A 16,660-nucleotide genomic window follows, 5' to 3' on the forward strand; every position below is an offset into this window, starting at 1 on the left:
GTCATTTTTTCTTTTTAAGAGTCACTAAGATAACGCGATTTATTAAATACCAAATACAACCGATAGCAATGGCTGCCGTGCATGCGTACCACTGTGGGGTTTCGGGTTCTGGATGTAAAAAGTATAAACTAAAGAATCCACCTAAAAATATGAACAGTGCAAAAAAAGAATAATTCATAAACATTTGTTGTTTTTGAATTCGTTTTTCGCGTGCCAGCTGCTGGCGTTGTTCGCCATCAAGCTCAGCTACATTATTCTCACAGTGAGGGCACTGCTGGTGTTTATCGGATATTGACTTATTACAACTAGGACAACGAACAATCGCCATATCTCTCTCCATACTTCGCATAAAAATCTACGCATAAAAAAGGCGCCTTGCGGCGCCCTTTATTGTACGTGTTTTATTTGTCGTTGTCTTTTTTCAATTGCAGTCATTGCCTAGACATTTATTTCAACAAACAAATCACGCTAAATTATCAGTGTCTATGATTTATCGTCTTGCTGCTGTTTAGCTAAACGTTTTTCCCAAAAAGTCGCATTTTTGATACCGAGTTTAACTGGATCAAAATTGATAGCTCCACCCGCTTTCTTCTGGTCTTCAAAATCACGTAAACATAATAAAGCCGGCTTCGCCACGAAAAATATTGCCAAAATACCCAAGATATTAATCCACGCCATTAAGCCAACACCTATATCACCAATGGTCCATATATAGCCCGCGTTATTAACCATGCCATACGACACCATAAACATAATCACTAGCTTCACTAATACCAGTGGGATTGCGCCTTTAAAGTAGCGATTTAAATACGCAACATTAGTTTCTGCAATAAAGTAATACGCTAATATTGTTGTGAATGCGAAGAAAAACAATGCGATACCAACAAACGCTTGACCAAAACTACCAAACACACTAAATAACGCCATTTGGGTAAACGCTGCTGAACCTATCTCTGTCGCAGCATCAACATTTTGTACGATAAACTGCCCTGCAGGTAGTTCACCCACTACATTGTATTGCTGTGTTATTAAAATCATTAAGGCTGTTGCTGTACAAACAAAAAGTGTATCTACATAAACAGAAAACGCTTGTACTAACCCTTGCTGAGCTGGGTGGTCAACTTCTGCGGCAGCAGCGGCGTGTGGCCCCGTACCTTGCCCAGCTTCGTTAGAATAAATACCGCGTTTTACACCCCAGCCAATAGCAGCACCAAAGCCAGCCTGTGCTGTAAAGGCATCACTAATAATTAAAGCAAATATTCCAGGTACTTTATCAATGTTTAAAAACACCACAATCAACGCTAAAACAATGTATCCCAATGCCATCAAAGGCACGACAATTTGGGTAAAGTTTGCAATACGTTTAATGCCACCGAAGATGATAAAAGCAAGCACAATAAGAATAATCGCTAATGCAACCAACTTAAAACTACCAACGTCACCAAAACTAGTGCTGACCATTGTACCTTCGCCAAATACTTGGGTAAACGCGTTACCAACGGCATTTGCCTGTACGCCAGGTAGAAAAACACCACAGGCAATAATTGCCGATACGGCAAATAAAATAGCCAGCCACTTTTGGCCTAAACAACGGTCAAAATAATAAGCTGGGCCACCACGATATTGGCCATCCTCTTCTGTTTTATAAATTTGCCCTAATGTTGATTCTGCAAATGCAGTGCTGGCACCTAAAAAGGCCACAACCCACATCCAAAAGATAGCGCCAGGCCCACCAAAGCCAATCGCGGCAGCAACACCGGCAATATTACCAACTCCAACTCGCCCAGATAATGACACGGCTAATGCTTGAAACGATGAAATACCGGTATCAGATGTGTTAGGGCTAAACAGCAATTTACACATTTCTTTAAAATGCCTAACTTGAGCAAACCGGGTTAATATTGAATAGAATAGGCCAGCGCCTAAACATAGATAGATGAGTGCATTACTCCAAACAACGCCGTTAACAGCGCTTACAAAAGCTTCCATGGATATCCTCTATTATTTTTTATTATTGTTTAACGATATTCTGTTCTTTATTACCCAGAATCCGCTACCTTTTATAGAAAGAGATGAGGAAGAGTCCTCTGAGTGTCCCTTTGATATAATAAATATTAGCCTAAATACTCTACGATTGTTATCTATTAATTTTTGATATTTTTAAACATTAAGGCATCAATAAACGATGCCCTAATTCAAGTTTACTCTATCTTAATTTATCAACAACATTAACAATTGCCGCTAAAGTATCTTGACCAAATTGATATGAGCGACGATCTGACCAGCCATAATCTGGATCAGGTAAATCATCGTTATCTTTAAATGGCATTTCTACGGTGTAAGCAAGCGCATTGAACTCTTGTGCAACAGCAGCTGATCCTACCGTTAAGTTTGCCTGTCCAGGCTCATCTTTCGGGTAGCCGTGCACATCTTGAAACTCAGGTGTCACAACAAGCAATGCCGCTTTAAAGCTATCTTCTAAATCTTTTAAGCGTGCATCGTACGCTGGAATACCTTCGCTTCCTGCAACAAAGTTATACGGTATTGCTTCATCACCATGAATATCTAAATGCATGTCTAAGCCGGTCTCGCGCATTTTATTAAGCACTAAATACACCTCAGGGCTATTTTCCATGCTTGGTGTTTGCCATTCACGGTTTAAGTTAACGCCTTTGGCATTAGTGCGCAAATGACCCCGTGCGCTTCCGTCTGGGTTCATGTTTGGTACGATGTAAAAAACCGCTTTTGATAACAATGCAGCTGCATGTGGGTCTTCATCATCTAATAACTTATGTAAAATCCCTTCAACAAACCATTCGGCCATTGTTTCGCCTGGGTGTTGACGTGCAGTGATCCAAATCGTTTTTTTGTTTTCGTCACTCTCTCCACCAATGCGCAAGACACTCATGTCACGGCCATCCAGTGTTTCGCCTAATGTTTCAAGCTGACATGCTTCTTGACTTTGCGCCCACGAAAGTAAATCTAAATGACGCTCGTAGCTATATGGTGCAAAGTAAGCAAAGTAGACGCTGCCACACTCAGGTTCAATTTCAAAAGATAATGTGCCATCAGCATAACTTGAAGGTACACGAAACCATGTTTGGCGATCGTACGATGCAACAGCTTGGTAACCATCCCAACCATCTGGGTAAGCTGAGTTTTCTAAATTATTAATATGCAGTTTATGGCTTTGAAAAGGCGTTGTCTCAAGACGGAAATGGAACCACTGAAAAAAATCAGATTGATGATCTTTATTGATCTCAAGTTGAATATTAAGTGGATCGGTCGCGGCAATGACCTTGATATTACCACTGTCAAAATTACTGGTGATTTTCATTTAAATAAACCTATAGATTAAAAAATTAATTCCTAACAAATAATGCGTTAGATTAGAAATTCAACAACGCCTTCATGTTAAAGACGCTTTGTTATTAAAATGTAGCAAACTAGATACAGCCTACCACATGGCTTTGGTTTTGAAAAAACATTCATGACTAAAAAAGCCAGCAAATGCTGGCTCAATATGAATTAACGACTGTAATTACTTAACGTGGCAAACTTGGGAATGAAACCTCTGCCATATCACGCATACAACGTACAACTTGGCAGCTATAACCAAACTCATTATCGTACCAAACGTAAAGTACAATACGGTTGTCATCAACGATTGTTGCTGTTGAATCTACAACACCGGCATAACGACTACCTACTAAGTCGGTAGATACAATTTCAGTAGACGCTGTGTAATCAATTTGATCGCGTAAATCTGAATGAAGCGCAGCATGGCGTAAGAACGAGTTTAACTCTTCAACCGTGGTGCTGGTCGCTAGGTTTAAGTTCAAAATAGCTAATGATACGTTTGGTGTAGGAACACGGATTGCATTACCTGTTAACTTGCCTTCTAGCTCCGGTAGTGCTTTTGAAACGGCTTTTGCTGCGCCAGTCTCAGTAATTACCATATTAAGCGCTGCGGCACGACCACGGCGGTCTGCTTTATGATAGTTATCTATTAAGTTTTGGTCATTGGTGTACGAGTGTACAGTTTCAACATGGCCATTGTTGATACCAAACTTATCGTTTAACGCTTTTAATGTTGGTGTAATTGCATTGGTTGTACAGCTGGCCGCACACACAATTTTATCTTCAGGTAGAATATCTTGGTTATTAACACCGTATACGATGTTTTTGATATTACCTTTAGCTGGTGCTGTTAATAATACTTTTGTAGCGCCTTTACACTCTAAATGTTGACCAAGGCCTGCTTCATCTTTCCAGATACCCGTATTGTCAACGATAAGTGCGTTATCAATGCCGTACGCAGTATAATCAACTTCACTTGGTGAGTTAGCATAGATAACTTGAATGTAGCTACCATTTGCTTTAATTGCATTACGTTCTTTATCAATGGTAATCGAACCATTAAAAGGACCATGTATTGAATCACGACGCAATAAGCTTGCACGCTTTTCAAGGTCGCCATCTTTACCGCCACGCACAACAATTGCACGTAAACGTAAATCAGCGTAAGGACCTGATTTCTCAATTAGTAAACGAGCGAGTAAACGACCGATACGACCAAAACCGTATAAAACAACATCACGCGGCTCTTTTGCTTGTGAGTTGATGATTTCAGCAAGTTCATCATTTAAGTATTCTTCAACTGAACGACCTTTAGCTGCATCATTATATAAATAACCGTATGCAAGTTTACCAATATCGATACGTGCTGAGTTTAAATCCATTTTAGCGATAGCTTCAAGAAACGGAAAGCTTTCACGTAAACGTAGTTTAGTGCCTTCAAACTGGGCAACAGTTTTGTGAGATTTAATAATCTCAATAGTACTGGCATTTACGAGAGGACGGCCATATACAGCGATTTCAATACCGCGATTACGGTAAAGCTTACCAATGATAGGTTGCATGCTTTCAGCATAATCTTGGCGTTCTTGCCAACTATTTGTGTATTCTAACTCGTGAGATGAGGTCATTTTATTTACCTAATTAAACAATTTTTGAACGGATAGCCATAAGGATATATTGAGTTTTGAGAGCAATGCATCCTATTGGGCACAGCTATTCTAATTTAAACTAACTTTATTCTCCACTGTTAGAGATCAATTCATTACGCTAGAATCATATTAGAGATGATGTAGAGGCTAAAAAATGTTACTAAGAGCAAGCATATTACTAAGTTTATTGGCGTTAACAGGCTGTGAAGAACCATTAACACTTGCCCAAGTGTGTAAGGATACTCCAGGACTATGTAATGATTTAAATAAAGATAGTCATTGTAAAGAACAGCGGGCTGATGTGATTATGGCGCGCTACTATGAATACAAGGAACCCACTGATAAAAATAAATACGCGTTATTAAAAGGGTTTGAAAAATACGACCAATGTGTATCGTTAGCCGCAAAAATTGAACATATTAAACTAAAAGAAAAAACCACTTCCCGAGTGGAAGGCCACTTAACCAGTATTAAAGAAATAACGCGAATTTTTCAAGATACCAAAAATACCAATCACCCAGGGTTACTTTATTATCATTGGTCACGCAATAATGACCAATCTGCATTAACAAAGTTATTAACCATCGAAGATCAACCAAGTGTGACTGAAGATGCTGAGATGCAGTTTTTTTTAGCAACGTATTATATTAAATTTGATGAAGAAAAAACGATTGATCTGCTCTACAAGACTCTAGAGCTGAATAAGCCCGATCAAATCCCCAACCCTGAAATTTACACAACGCTTGTGAGTTTATTCAATAAGCATGAAAAATTTAAGCACGCTTATACGTTTGCTAAAATTGCACAGCTTTCTGGGATAACAAATATTGATATAATGTCAATTGAGCATCAGCTTACAGCATCAGGGAAAAGTTTAAATAGTCTAGACTCTTTAGCGGAGCAAACTTTTGAGAGTATTCAGACTGGACAGTTTGTATCACCACGTGATTTTTGAATCGTACTTTAATCAATTTATAATATAAATTAAGACAAAAGAAAAAGGCAGCTTGCGCTGCCTTTTTTAATCTATTTGCCCGTGCCAACTTCAACACGGGTTTTGAGCTTTTGACCCGGTCGGAAAGTCACAACTCGTCGCGCCGAAATAGGAATGTCTTCCCCTGTTTTCGGGTTACGGCCAGGCCTTTCTTTCTTGTCACGAAGATCAAAGTTACCAAATCCAGAGAGCTTAACCTGCTCGCCTTTTTCAAGCGCTGAGCGGATTTCTTCAAAAAACGCTTCAACTAAATCTTTGGCATCCTTTTTATTGATCCCCAATTTTTCAAATAGGTGTTCAGCTATGTCGGCTTTAGTAAGCGCCATATCTAGTCCCTCAACGATGCATTAAACTGTTCGGCCAGTGCGGCCACCACGTTATCAACTACTAGATTGATATCTTTCTCTTCGAGTGTTCTATCAACCGCTTGCAGTGTTAGAGCAATCGCCAAACTCTTGTAATTTGGCTCAATACCTTTGCCCTTATACACATCGAATAAGTTTAGGTCAACCAATTGATTTCCGCCAACTTTTTCTATCACTGATAAAATGTCGCCAGATTTCACCTGATCTTCCACTAAAATAGCGATGTCGCGGCGGTTTGAAGGGAACTTAGATACCCCTACTGCCTCTGGTAAATTTCTTTTCTCAATGGCTGACATTTCTATTTCAAACACATAAGTCGCATTATTAATATCTAACGATTTTTGTACTTGCGGATGAACTGCACCAAAGAAACCAACCTTTTTACCGTCAACATAAATCACTGCAGATTGACCAGGATGTAAGCCATCCGATTGCTCAGCTTTGATTTCAAAACGTGTTATATCATTAGTTAATGAAAGTAATGCTTCAACATCACCTTTTAGGTCATAAAAATCAACAGTGCGTTTTTCTTCAACCCAATGTTCACCATGAGCAAGGCCGGTAATCGCACCACCGATAACTGCTACTTGGTTTACGCCATTCTCTGCATTTTCGTCACGTAAAAATTTAAGACCATGCTCAAATAAACGAATACGCGGTTGCTGACGGTTTTGGTTATACATGACTGACGCAAGTAAACCTGGCATCAGACTGACACGCATTGCCGACATTTCTATCGAAATTGGGTGTGGTAAAATAAGCGCGTCGCTGTCTGGGTGTAAAATAGCTTGTGCTTTAGGGTCAACAAAGCTGTAAGTGATTGCTTCTTGATAACCTCGAGTCACTAAAGTATTGCGAAATTTATTAACCGCAATAGTTGCCTCGTTATGAGTCGTCATTTTTAGTTTAGCCGTTGGCGCAACATTTGGAATACTGTTGTAACCATATACACGGGCAACTTCTTCGATTAAGTCTTCTTCAATGCGAATATCAAAACGATAACTTGGTACATCTGCACTCCAGCTTTCATTTTCAACTTTTACATCTAGACCTAAACGAGTCAGAATATCCGTTACCTTGGCGTCTTCAATGTGGTGGCCAATAACACGGTCTAAACGCGCTCGGCGAAGACGAACTTCTGTCACTTTAGGTAGTTTATCTGCAGCTACCGCTTCCACGACAGGACCAGCTTCACCACCGACAATCTCAAGTAACAACGCAGTTGCACGTTCCATTGCATCATGTTGTAGCGCAAAATCAACGCCACGTTCATAACGATGCGATGCATCTGTGTGTAAACCGTAACTACGGGCTTGCCCAGCTATTGCAACAGGATTAAAAAATGCGCTTTCTAATAAGATATCAGACGTTTTATCTGTCACGCCAGATTGCTCGCCACCAAAAATACCCGCAATTGCCAATGCTTTGTTATGATCGGCAATAACTAATGTTGATTCGTTTAGTTTAGCGGTATTACCATCTAATAAAACGAGCTCTTCACCTGCATTAGCGCTGCGTACTTTGATACCGCCTTCAATAGCGCTCAAATCAAACGCATGCATTGGGTGACCAAGTTCAAGTAACACATAGTTAGTTACATCAACTACGGGGTCGATTGAACGTACGCCACTGCGACGAAGCTTTTCAACCATCCACAGCGGTGTTTCTGCGTCTAGGTTAATGTCTTTGATCACACGGCCTAAATAACGTGGACATGCTTCTTCGTTTACTAGCTCAATTGATATTTTGTCATCAATTGTTGGCGTCACTGCTGGAATTTCTAACGCTTTGACGTCGATGCTATTAAGTACGCCTACTTCACGCGCAATACCTTTAATGCCTAAGCAATCACCACGGTTAGGCGTTAAATCAACATCAATGATGTTATCATCAAGGCTTAAGTATTCTCGTAAATCGGTGCCAATAGGCGCATCACTTGGTAATTCCATGATGCCATCGCCTTCCTCGCTAATCCCTAACTCAACGAACGCACACAGCATACCGTGAGAAGGTTGACCACGAAGCTTGGCTTTTTTAATTTTAAAATCACCTGGTAAAACAGCACCTACCATCGCAACCGCAACTTTAATACCTAAGCGGCAGTTTGGCGCGCCACATACAATATCTAGTAGCTCATCACCACCGACATTGATTTTTGTTACGCGTAGTTTATCTGCATCTGGGTGCTGGCCACATTCAACCACTTCACCAACAACAACACCGGTAAACTGCGCTGCTGCAGGTTCTACGCCATCTACTTCAAGGCCGGCCATCGATAACTGTTCCGAAAGAGCCTGCGTGTCAATTGCAGGGTTAACCCACTCTCTTAACCACTTTTCACTAAATTTCATGTTATATTTTCACTCTTAACGGAACTGATTAAGGAATTTTAAATCGTTTTCGAAAAACGCACGTAAATCGTTTACACCATAGCGCAGCATGGTTAAGCGTTCAACGCCCATACCGAAGGCAAAACCTGTGTATTTTTCTGGGTCAATGCCCACAGATTTAAGTACATTAGGGTGAACCATTCCGCAACCTAGTACTTCTAACCATTTACCGTCTTTGCCCATTACGTCTACTTCAGCTGAAGGTTCTGTGAATGGGAAAAATGAAGGTCGAAAACGAATTTCCATGTCTTCTTCAAAGAAGTTACGTAAGAAATCGTGCAAAATGCCTTTAAGCTCTGTGAAGCTTACATCTGTATCAACCATTAGGCCTTCAACCTGATGGAACATAGGCGTGTGGGTTTGATCGTAATCATTACGATATACACGCCCTGGTGAAATAATACGCAGTGGCGGTTGCTCTGTTTCCATAGTGCGGATTTGCACACCACTGGTTTGCGTACGTAAAACTAATTTTGGATTAAAGTAAAAGGTATCGTGATCCGCACGCGCTGGGTGATGCTCTGGAATATTTAGCGCGTCAAAGTTATGAAAATCATCTTCAACTTCAGGGCCTGATTTAACTTCAAAACCAAGCTCACCAAAAAAGCTCTCAATGCGTTCAATTGTACGAGTTACTGGGTGTAATCCACCTGTTGGCATTACACGCCCCGGTAAAGTTACGTCAATTGTTTCAGCGGCTAGTTTTTCTTCAAGTGCTTTACTTGCAAGTAACTCGCGCTTTTCGTTAATCGCAACTTGTACGTCTTGTTTGGCTTGATTAATTACTTGGCCCGCTTCTTTACGTTCTTCAGGAGCAATTTTACCAAGGGTTTTTAATAAGTTCGTGATTTCGCCTTTTTTACCAAGGTAATTAACCCTGATGTCTTCAAGCTGCGCTATTTCATTGGCACTGGCGACCGCCTCAAGTGCTTGCGCTAATATATTTTCTAAGTTCATTCGATACCTGATCTTTCACAGAGGTGATTGCTTTAGAGCGTGCTGACTTTTCGAGATTAATTTTTCAGCTGAGTCTTTGATTTTTAGTTAAGGCAGAGCACATGTCGTGTAGTTTCCTACAAAATAGTGCAATAACATTGCAAAAAAACCAAACATACGCTGCCCGTCGGGTTCTGCCTAAAGACGTTTTTTTACTGTTACTCAAACTTTACATAGAATTACTATGTTGCAGTCCTCGCGTCGCAATTAAAACGCCTCTAGGTTGAACAAATTTCAATCCTGAAAGGTAAACACGCTCTGGTAATAGCTAATGATAACTGAAAGCAAGGACTAGATTCTAGACCTTAAACCAATCTTATTGAATTCTTTCCCATTCTGCATAAGCAAAATGGGAACTTAGGCTGTTTTGCAGGAAAATTTAGAGATGTAGCGTGGATTTAATGAAAGGTATGGTCAATTTTCGTTGTGCGGCCATCGACGCGTGATCGAGTTTATCAAGTACATCAAGTAGTGCGCGCATATCACGACTTAAGCGTGTTAATAAAAATCGCGCACATTCATCGCTCAATTCTAACCCCCGCATATTCGCGCGTTTAACTAAGGCTTCTGCTTTATCATCATCACTCATGGAGCGAATTTGAAAAGTCGTGCCCCATTTTAGCCGCGACTCAAGATCAGGTAAGCTGATATTGAGCATATCAGGTAACAAATCCGCAGTAACGACCAAACATTTACCTGGCTCATTAAAACGATTGAAAAAATTAAATAGCGCTTTTTCCCACGCATCGTTTCCTGCTACTAGATGTACATCATCAATACATAGTACATCTAGTGCATCTAAGCCATCGAGTACCATAGGCCCAAAATCAATCACTTCTCGCATCGATAGCAACATGGTTGATAAGCCATGTTCTTGTGCATGAATACACGTTGCATACAACAAATGTGATTTACCCGAATCTCCTAAACCACATAAATATGTATATTGGAAGGTAGTTGCTAAACTCTTAAACGCATTTTTTAAATGGCTCACTTCAAGGGAGTTTTCACCACCAAAATATGATGCAAACGTTTCATCATCCGGCAATGTAACCGGCAAGGCCATTTGCACTGGCTCCATTGCCTGCATTATAAACCAATCCATTGATATTCTAAATTATCTTTAACAACAGAATAAAATGTACGAGGGTCGACAAATGCTTCAAAAGCGCGATCAAGTTTCAGCGCTTTTTGTAAGTCGCTCATATTGCCTGTATGGCTGATCGTAAAGTGAACTGCATCAGGTGTTCGAGCGCTAATTGTCACTTGCGTAACAACACTTAAACTTTGTAATCTACGTTTAGCCAGCTCAATATCAACAAAGCTATTTGTACCTTTTAATTCGAATGCAGCTTGAGTTACTTGCCCAAGTAAGTTTGGGTCCACTGCATATTCATCAGCTAAGCCTGCAACTAAGCTATCAATCATTAGAGCGATTGTTTGTTGCTTATCACCTGTTAGTCTATTTTCTTCAAAAAGTTCATCATTGGTAAAACGCCAATCTAGAACCCAACTTTCGCTGTCAAGTTGCTTGTATAACCGTGCTGTGATGCTTCGCTCAGCACTATATCGACTTGATGCTTGCTCCACAGGCTCTGAGAAATTTCCCCATACTTCAGGTATACCAACCAATGCACGATCTTGTAAATCAAGTAATGGTACTACAACGGGTAAACCTCGGCGAGATGCTGTGCTATAGATTAATTTTTCTAACTGCGGATAGCTTTCTTGTGTAACAAGTTCTCGACGCCAGTTATCTTCGATCGCAAGCCAAATAGCAATCAGTGGACGACGAGTTCCCCATAACGGTAAATCGAGATCTTTAACAAGTGCATTAATTTTATTTGCTTCAAACTTAACAACTAAATTGAGCTCACCGTCTGCTTTTTCATCGTATTCAAATTTAAGCATGTACTCTGAAATGTCTTTGCTACGTTGCTGCGCGAGTGGGTTTTGATCCGCTTGAGGGTCACCACTGACTTTCACTAATACATTAAGTAACGCTTTACGACTGGCGCTTAACCTCGCATCGCGAGATTTATCAGTGACTTTTAGCACATCTTGATATAGATCAGTGACTTCAACTGCAGTCGCTGTAAAACACAAAAAAATAGAGGCAATGGCAATTAGTAATCTAGACACAGGTGATTGGTTCTTTGATTTAAACTTTTTTGATCCTAAATCAAAGCACTCAACAAAGCAAAAATATATTTTAAAATACAATATTATAAATACGTTACTACCAAGCTTTACTATTGTCTTAATCAAAGAATAGGTAGTTAAAATAGCGTGGTTAATCTAACAACTAACTGGTATTGTTTGCGTAAATATATTCTACAAGTAGTTAACATGTTTGATTTTGCTATTCTCGCTGTTTTTATTCCCACCTTCTTCTTTGTCTCTATCACGCCAGGTATGTGCATGACTTTAGCAATGACACTCGGAATGAGTATTGGCGTACGCAAAACAATGTGGATGATGTATGGTGAGGTTTTAGGTGTCGCACTTGTCGCCGTGGCTGCAGTCTTGGGGGTCGCGAGCATTATGCTTAACTACCCTAATATATTCGCTATTTTGAAGTGGATTGGTGGTGCTTACCTAATCTATATCGGTATTAGCATGTGGCTTGCAAAAGCTAAACTTACTGTAGATGATGAAAAGCGTGCCCAAGCAAGCCATAAAGCCCTATTCATGCAAGGTTTTATAACTGCCATAGCAAACCCTAAAGGCTGGGCTTTTATGATTTCTCTGCTTCCTCCTTTTATAAGCATCAACAAGGCGATAGCACCTCAACTATGTATTCTCGTTGCTGTCATTATGGTCAGCGAGTTTATTTGTATGATTGCCTATGCAAGTGGCGGTAAAAGTTTACGCCTATTTTTAAATACGGGCGATAATATAAAATGGATGAATGCAATAGCTGGTAGTTTAATGATTGGCGTAGGAATTTGGCTAGCTCTTGGCTAATTACATTAATTGGCCAGCTGAATGTTTGCCGCATAAAGCAAAATTATAATTATCTTACTCCACCCCCAAATTATAATGCAGGATCTCTTGCTATATCCGTTATTGATAAACCCAATACTTAATCACTATAAAAAAGAATTTAATCCGAAAATGTTTACTTTTTCGCACTTTATGTTAAAAAGTAACAGTTCAACTTTAAATAACTGTTACTTTTTATGCTTTATTAAAAATAATAGGTTATTAGAAGTAGCGAATGAATTTGGCATATTGGGCCGTAATGTCGATAATAAAATAGCTTTGTAAGTCCTTTGTCTGAACAAGGCTACACTGGTTATAAAAAGCAAAAAAGAGATAAAACCATGTCTAAAATAGTCATCAACAGTAATAATAAACATACAAAACGTACTTCACTTAGCCTAGCGGTTTCATGTGCGATCCTCGGGTTGTGCCCACTATTAGTTTTGGGTCAAACAGCGCCACAAAATGACAGCGATGTCATCACAGAGAAAAAGCAGGACTCTATCGAAGTAATTGAAGTATCTGGGATCCGAGGAAGCATATTTAGCGCTCAAAATTTAAAACGCTATGCTGATACAGTAAAAGATGTCATAACAGCATCAGATATTGGTGCCCTCCCCGATAAATCAGTTACCGAAGCTCTGCAACGTGTGCCGGGTGTAACAATCGAAAGGTTCGCTTCTTCAGATGATCCTAAACACTATGCAGATGAAGGGACTGGTGTACTTATACGCGGGCTGGATCGCGTTCGTTCAGAAGTTAACGGCCGTGATGCATTTAGTGCAAACCCTTCTGGTGGTTTAAGTTATGAAGACTTTCCTGCGGAACTACTAGGTGCGATAGAAGTAGTTAAAAATCAAACGGCTGATCTTATATCCGGTGGTGTTGCAGGTACTGTAAACCTCATTACTCGTAAACCATTTGATTCTACAGAACAATTAATATCTTTTAATGCAAAAGCAAACTACAGCGACTTCCGTGATGAAACGACTCCTTCATTCTCCGCATTGTTTTCTGATAACTGGGAAACAGATATGGGTAAATTTGGTTTTTTGATTGCAGGATCAAAATCTGAATATAAAACCCGAGGTGATGGTGTAGGTATAGGAAACTTCCATTCTCGTGGCGATTCATTTTTACCAACAACCGATCAGTGGGGTGGAATTACAGGCGTTGATCCTAGCTCACCTGTAGATGGTCCGGCCTTACCAGGCCAACCAGAAGGCAGTGTCTGGCATGTGCCAGCAGCAATACATATGAGTACAGCGACCAACGACCGTAAACGAACAGGTTTCACATCATCCCTGCAATGGGCAAGTAGTGATGACACTGTTGTGGTTACACTAGAACACATCAATTCAAAAGCATCACTTGAGTGGAATGAACGTCAAATAGGTCAAGCAGCACAAGGCTTTAAAAGCTTTATGGGATCATCACAAAACTGGATGGACGATGCAGCTAGTGGCCATCCTTTAATAACTGATAATGGATTCGTAACCTCAGGTATCGCACTGGGTGTCAGCCCTGAGACTCCCTTTTTCTATCGCAGTCGTTGGAATCAAAACGAAAACACAGTGAAGGATACCTCATTCAATCTAACGATAAAGCCCATTGACCGTTTAACCGTTGAATTTGACTATCAGCATATAAGTTCAGAAAAATTTTTAAATAATTATAGTATGTCTGGTCAGACACGCGGCAACCATGTTCATGTAGTATCCCCATACTTTCTCGATATGAGAGGCTCTCGACCAACAGTAGAGTTTTTAAGCGATAATATTATGACCGCTGGCTGGTCACCTAACGAAGATTGGAATGGACCCGTACCTAATTTATTCTTAGGCAGTGGTATGGAGCAAAAAGAACACAATACTGCAAAAGCTGATAGTTTTAAATTAGATCTGAATTATGAGCTTGATGGCGTATTTACCAATATTAAAGCAGGTTTATATCTTTCAGACAAAGACCTAACAGTACGAGACACCGCCTACGAGGGTTGGTCTGCCATTGGTACTCCTTGGATCCAAGATGATAGAAATGCTGCATCAGCTATAAATAGACCAGAACTATTTGAACGTGTTGATTTTTCTGATTACTATAATGGTCAAGTGTTACAAGGCGATGTAAATAACTTCTTATTTCCACGCATGGAGTTAGTCAAAAACTACGCAAACTCATTACGTCAAGGTTGTAAAGATGGGTGGCACAACGCAACAAATAGCGCCGCTAATAATGGCGTTTGTAGTGGTACTTACGTTCCTTATACAGACAAGCCAAATCGGGTCGAAGGCCCATATGCAGCACATAACATTAGTTCAACAAATGAAAAGCGTAACGAACTTTACGTGCGCGGTGATTTTGATTTTATTGCACAAGATATACCAATTGTAGGTAACATTGGTTTACGCTACGTCAATTATCAATTGGAATCCACAGGAGCATTTGTACAGCCTGCAACTATCAAACGCGGCGATCCAGGAACATCTCTTAATGCTGTTATGCAACAGCCTGAATATAAACGTTACTATGATATTGCTACAGGTGAGTCTCAGTTAAGTACCGTTGAAGGTACTGATTACAGCACTATTTTACCTAGCCTGAATATAAGCTTTGGTGTCTCTGAAGATGTCGTTGTTCGTTTCGGCGCTTCAAAAGCGCTATTTTACCCAAGCTTAGTTGATGCCCGTAATATTAGCATTCTCAATCTAGATTATACTCGTCGTTTACAAACCCCTGGCGCGGACTCTGATGAAATAAACAACCCCGTTGTTGGACTTGATAATATAGAACTCACCGCACTATCAGGCAATCCAAACTTAGAGCCTGAAACATCTATTAATACTGATCTAACCACAGAATGGTACTTCGCACCTGCTGGTTATATCACTGTGGGCTTATTTTATAAGAAATTAGATAATATTATTCGTAATAAATCATTTGATCTTGATGTTAATTTTAATGGTGAGGAGTACGATGTATCTGCGTATGGGCCAGACAATACAGGATCAGGCACAATCCGTGGAGCTGAGTTTTCATACTCTCAATTCTATGACATGTTACCAGGCGCATTCAGTGGTTTAGGCTTACAATTTAACTACACTTATATCGATCAAAATGGTTTAGAAGATCCTAATAATATTTCAGAAGGTACTTTAGGTTTTGATGAAAACGGTAATCCAATTGCAGATACTAGAAACACCTTTCGTGTATTTAGTGGTTTACCATTACAGGGTTACTCAGATCAAAACATGAATATTATTGGTATGTATGAGTACGAAAATATTTCATTCCGCCTTGCTTATACTTGGCGCTCTGAGTATTTACTTACTTTACGTGAGTCAGAAGAATATGTTCCAGCTTATGCTGAGGCATCTGGCATGATGGATGCCAGCTTCTACTACACGATTAATGATCACTGGAAAGTTGGTATTGAAGCAAGTAACTTGCTTGAAACTGAAACCAAAACTCAATACCAGATGGATCAAGCCGGAACAAGAACGCAAGCATTAAACTTCACGACTGATCGACGCTTTGCGCTTAGCGTACGAGCAACATTCTAAAATAAACACCTTGGATGTAATACCAATCGACTTAAATATTTAACCACCCTAGCGAGTTAAATAAAGAGCTAACTGAGTTATAGCGTGATTTAATTCGTTAAATTGTTCAAATATTTATGCAGATTGGTATTACACACACTATTTGAGTTCACTCAGTACAAGGTCGTGATTTATCGCGACAGCCGATATATAGGGGTGTGTTGCTTTCAGGTGAACGCCTGAGCGACACTGACTACCTTGCACCTTGCACCTTGCTCGCTTTTTCACTTTCCTGCAGACGTAAAAAAGCCCGACTCAGTGAGTCGGGCTTTCTTTATTTGGAGCCTGGCGATGACCTACTTTCACATAACAAATGCTACAC

12 protein-coding genes are annotated in these 16,660 nt (G+C 40.0%); 3 read left to right on the plus strand and 9 right to left on the minus strand.

Features of this window, described 5'->3' with window-relative positions; genetic code table 11:
• Position 1: 1 nt before the first annotated feature.
• From HH219_RS19750 to HH219_RS19765, 4 genes are all read right to left on the minus strand, one after another.
• The gene (locus HH219_RS19750; protein WP_054206782.1) at positions 2 to 328 is read right to left on the minus strand and encodes a hypothetical protein; all 327 of its coding nucleotides are present in this window, start codon (positions 326 to 328) and stop codon (positions 2 to 4) included.
• A gap of 155 nt (positions 329 to 483) precedes the next feature.
• Complete coding sequence (locus HH219_RS19755) at positions 484 to 1,989, minus strand: alanine/glycine:cation symporter family protein (RefSeq protein WP_169328414.1); 1,506 nt, start codon at positions 1,987 to 1,989, stop codon at positions 484 to 486.
• Positions 1,990 to 2,206: 217 nt separating this feature from the next.
• Positions 2,207 to 3,337, minus strand: a complete 1,131-nt coding sequence (locus HH219_RS19760; protein ID WP_169328415.1) for a carboxypeptidase family protein — start codon at positions 3,335 to 3,337, stop codon at positions 2,207 to 2,209.
• Positions 3,338 to 3,545: 208 nt separating this feature from the next.
• A complete protein-coding gene (locus HH219_RS19765; protein WP_054206785.1) occupies positions 3,546 to 4,988 on the minus strand; it encodes a glyceraldehyde-3-phosphate dehydrogenase in 1,443 nt (480 codons plus the stop codon).
• A 175-nt stretch (positions 4,989 to 5,163) separates the two neighbouring features.
• Between HH219_RS19765 and HH219_RS19770 the strand changes: the two genes are divergently transcribed.
• Positions 5,164 to 5,964 carry a DUF2989 domain-containing protein gene (locus HH219_RS19770; RefSeq protein ID WP_169328416.1) on the plus strand — a complete coding sequence of 267 codons (801 nt, stop codon included), beginning with the start codon at positions 5,164 to 5,166 and terminating at the stop codon, positions 5,962 to 5,964.
• A 71-nt stretch (positions 5,965 to 6,035) separates the two neighbouring features.
• Here HH219_RS19770 and ihfA read toward each other — a convergent pair whose 3' ends face one another.
• The 5 genes from ihfA to HH219_RS19795 all read right to left on the minus strand — a co-directional run bounded on the left by ihfA (position 6,036) and on the right by HH219_RS19795 (position 11,896).
• A complete protein-coding gene (ihfA, locus tag HH219_RS19775; protein ID WP_054206787.1) occupies positions 6,036 to 6,329 on the minus strand; it encodes an integration host factor subunit alpha in 294 nt (97 codons plus the stop codon).
• Between the two features lie 2 nt (positions 6,330 to 6,331).
• Positions 6,332 to 8,719: a phenylalanine--tRNA ligase subunit beta gene (pheT, locus tag HH219_RS19780; RefSeq protein ID WP_054206788.1), complete on the minus strand. Its 2,388-nt coding sequence runs from the start codon at positions 8,717 to 8,719 to the stop codon at positions 6,332 to 6,334.
• Positions 8,720 to 8,734: 15 nt separating this feature from the next.
• Positions 8,735 to 9,715: a phenylalanine--tRNA ligase subunit alpha gene (gene pheS, locus HH219_RS19785; protein WP_054206789.1), complete on the minus strand. Its 981-nt coding sequence runs from the start codon at positions 9,713 to 9,715 to the stop codon at positions 8,735 to 8,737.
• A 418-nt stretch (positions 9,716 to 10,133) separates the two neighbouring features.
• Entirely contained in the window at positions 10,134 to 10,844 is a 711-nt protein-coding gene (hda, locus tag HH219_RS19790) for a DnaA inactivator Hda (protein WP_170174547.1), read from the minus strand.
• Positions 10,844 to 11,896 carry a DUF2066 domain-containing protein gene (locus HH219_RS19795; protein WP_169328417.1) on the minus strand — a complete coding sequence of 351 codons (1,053 nt, stop codon included), beginning with the start codon at positions 11,894 to 11,896 and terminating at the stop codon, positions 10,844 to 10,846. Before HH219_RS19795 ends, hda begins: the two co-directional genes overlap by 1 nt.
• A 207-nt stretch (positions 11,897 to 12,103) precedes the next feature.
• Here HH219_RS19795 and HH219_RS19800 point away from each other — a divergent pair, with 207 nt between their 5' ends.
• Positions 12,104 to 12,721, plus strand: a complete 618-nt coding sequence (locus tag HH219_RS19800) for a LysE family translocator (protein ID WP_054455994.1) — start codon at positions 12,104 to 12,106, stop codon at positions 12,719 to 12,721.
• Positions 12,722 to 13,080: 359 nt separating this feature from the next.
• Complete coding sequence (locus HH219_RS19805; protein WP_169328418.1) at positions 13,081 to 16,299, plus strand: TonB-dependent receptor; 3,219 nt, start codon at positions 13,081 to 13,083, stop codon at positions 16,297 to 16,299.
• Positions 16,300 to 16,660: the final 361 nt, after the last annotated feature.

This window comes from Pseudoalteromonas sp. NEC-BIFX-2020_015, from assembly GCF_012952265.1.
Taxonomy (GTDB): Bacteria; Pseudomonadota; Gammaproteobacteria; order Enterobacterales; family Alteromonadaceae; genus Pseudoalteromonas; species Pseudoalteromonas neustonica.